Origin of the sequence: Stenotrophomonas sp. NPDC077659, assembly GCF_050268705.1 — a bacterium.
Lineage (GTDB): Bacteria > Pseudomonadota > Gammaproteobacteria > Xanthomonadales > Xanthomonadaceae > Stenotrophomonas.
On record NZ_JBNNHG010000241.1, the window covers coordinates 1 to 2,928 of the forward strand.

2 protein-coding genes are annotated in these 2,928 nt (G+C 63.6%); both read left to right on the plus strand.

Features of this window, described 5'->3' with window-relative positions:
• Positions 1-12 precede the first annotated feature (12 nt).
• The gene (locus tag ACQKDV_RS18985) at positions 13-1,383 is read left to right on the plus strand and encodes a pseudouridine synthase (RefSeq protein WP_427785790.1); all 1,371 of its coding nucleotides are present in this window, start codon (positions 13-15) and stop codon (positions 1,381-1,383) included.
• Between the two features lie 798 nt (positions 1,384-2,181).
• Complete coding sequence (locus ACQKDV_RS18990) at positions 2,182-2,820, plus strand: DUF1629 domain-containing protein (RefSeq protein WP_427785789.1); 639 nt, start codon at positions 2,182-2,184, stop codon at positions 2,818-2,820.
• Positions 2,821-2,928 lie beyond the last annotated feature (108 nt).

Below are 2,928 nucleotides of genomic sequence, written 5' to 3' on the forward strand. Positions count from 1 at the left end.
TGGGCTGGGAACGTGAACTGTCCGCACAGGCCGGTACGTTGCACGCAAACGTGGAGCCGCCCGACGGTGTTCGAATCCCTGCCGCCGCTGAAGGGCGCGCGCTGGATCGCCATCGGCCGCCTGGACATCAACACCACCGGCCTGCTGCTGGCCACCACCGACGGTGAACTGGCCAACGCCATGATGCACCCGTCGTTCGAGGTCGAGCGCGAGTACGTGGTGCGCGTGCGTGCCCCGGAAGGCGAAGAGAAGGTCTCCGACGCCATCGTCGACCGCCTCGCCCGTGGCGTGGCGCTGGAAGACGGCCCGGCCAAGTTCGACGAGATCGAACGCATCGGCGGCACTGATTCGCATGACTGGTTCCGCGTCGTGGTGAAGGAAGGCCGCAACCGCGAAGTGCGCCGCCTGTGGGAATCGCAGGGCTGCCAGGTCAGCCGCCTGAAGCGCACCCGCTACGGCAAGGTCAGCCTGCCGCGCGAACTGGTCCGTGGCCATTCGGTGGAACTGCCGACCGCCCAGGTCGAAGCCCTGCGCGCGCAGCTGAAGCTGGAAGAAGGCGCGCCGTCGGCGCTGACCCTGCAGCCGGTGATCGGCCAGCGTCGCGCGGCCAAGACCACCGTGCGCGTGCGCGAAGGCGGCCGTGGCAATGCCTACGTCAACGGCCACAGCACCGCCGATGAAGGTCGCGAACTGCGCCGCTTCGACAACGTGCGCGAAGATCGCGGCCGTGGTCGCGGCGGCAAGGGCGGCGGCTTCAAGGGCGGCCTGACCGTCAGCGGCGAAGCGGCGGCCAAGCAGTCGCAGAAGCCGTTCAAGCAGCGCGCGCCGAAGAACGACCGTTCGCTGCCGGAAGGCAACCCGGCCGCATTCCGTACCTGGTACGTGCCGGATGGCGTCAGCACCGGCCCGAGCGGCCACCGCAACGTCGGTCCGGGCGCGCGTGGCCCGGGTGCCCGTGGTCCGGGTGCTGGTGCGGGTGGCCAGGGCCGTCCGTACGGCAAGCCGAAGGGTCCGGGTGCTGGTGCAGGTGGCGGCCAGGGCCGCGGCGGCTTCGGCGGTGAAGGCCGTGGTGGCGCCGGTGGTGGCCAGGGCCGTCCGGCCGGTGCGGGCAACCGCTCGCAGGGCCAGGGCAACAAGCATCCGTACGGCCATCCGGGCAATGCCCCAAGCTTCCCGTCCGACCACGCCAATCCGGGCTTCAACCCGTATGGCAGCGCGCGTCCGGCCGGCAACGGTCGTCCGGGCGGCAACGCCAATGCACGTCCGGGCGGCAATCGCGGTCCGGGCGGCAACCGTGGCCCGGGTGGTCCCGGTGGCAACCGTGGCCCCGGCGGCAACCGCAGCCCGGGTGGCCCGCGCCGCAGCGGCCCGCGCGGCGGCTGATTACTGACGGTGCCTCTAGAAGCAACCAGGCAACGTCCGTAATCCTTGCTACCTGCGGAAAGAACGCCGCGATCCTAACAGGATCGCGGCGTTTTGCTTTGTTGACGCTATCTCAACGAAGCCCATCCAGCAGAGCTCCGTAGTAGGCCAACTCCTGGCAGGTTAAGGCCAGGCGGCTGATCCAGCGAAGTCCAGGCGAGCCGCGTTGGATCCTTGAGAATCGCTGTATTCCTTGGCCTGTGATGGCGCCAGCCCGTAGCATTCAGCCCAGCATCATCGAGCCACGTATCCGGGCCTCCTATGGCTGCATTCCCTCTCCGCAATCTGCGCAGATTCCGGCGTAAATTGACCCCATCAGACTCGTCATTGCCATTTTTTTATCCCGACTCCTGATCCTGTGCCATGTACGAAACGCCAACCAATTGGACACCCAGAACCAAACGAACTGGACAGGGGCACCAAACAAACTGGACACCGCCGCCAAATGAATTGGACACCTGCACCAGGCTGGACAGCACCCCCAGACTGGACACTTAGCGAGCATGTAAATTGAGACGTATTTCACATGCGCAGGATCTGCCCAGCAGTCGATGTCGGGGTCGGCATGGTTTCTCCAGAGTCCCGGGACTTCAACCATTGCCGAGGTTGGATCCGAAATGCTTGCCTAGAGTCCTGAACTGCTCGCCTGAGCCAGTTCACCAGTTCGCTGACGTAGGCGCGGATTGGCCTGCCAGCGCGTGATCAAGGTAGGCTACTGGTGACTCTTCCGACGACGTAGCCATGGACAGGACGCAAGGTATGGAATCGATCACGCTCAATCAGCCTAGGCTTGGAGAGTTCTTCATCCTTGAGGCCGGGGCGATCAATGGCCCCACCTGCGGGGTTGTCTTTGAGAACCTTGGCAAATTGCTCTCACCCCCTCGCCTGATTCTACGGCCGGAAAATGGGGGCTTCCCTGAGCTGCGTGAAGTTCCCCGCTTGATCTACTTCCCCAGCAAGGGGCCCCCACCGAAGGATCTGGAGCCAGGATTCAGCGGGTACTGGCTCGTGTCCGAGCGGTTGCACCAAGTCATGGCTTTGGTGGATCCCAACGCGTTCGCTTTCGCGGAGGTTGATTACCGCTTGGCTGACGGCAGCAAGGGGCCGCGCCACTTCCTTTGCACCGTGGTGCAAGAGATTGATGCACTGGACGAGGAGGCCTCCAAGCTTTTCATTGATACGACCGAAGATTTCATCAACGGTAAGTTCTACGATCTGACAGGCGGTGCAAGCGTGACCTTCAAGCGAGACCTGCTGGGTTCGGCACATGTGTTCAAGACGCCTTATACAGGTAGGATTTTTTGCGATGTTCGCTTTAAGGATGCCGTAGCTGCAGCGGGGATGGCGACCGATAGCGACGCTGATGGCATGTGGTTCGTCGACGCTGCGAATATCTGACAGCCCATTCATCGGTGACCAGGAAGGAGCCTGACCCATGTCTCGTAAAGGGTGGTCTCAACTTGCAAGCGCAACACGTGAGTTGAATTGATCGATTTCCAAAGCCAA

What these genes read in the sequence shown, in the direction of transcription:
- ACQKDV_RS18990 (WP_427785789.1), top strand. Translation starts at nt 2,182, where the DNA reads ATGGAATCGATCACGCTCAATCAGCCTAGGCTTGGAGAGTTCTTCATC.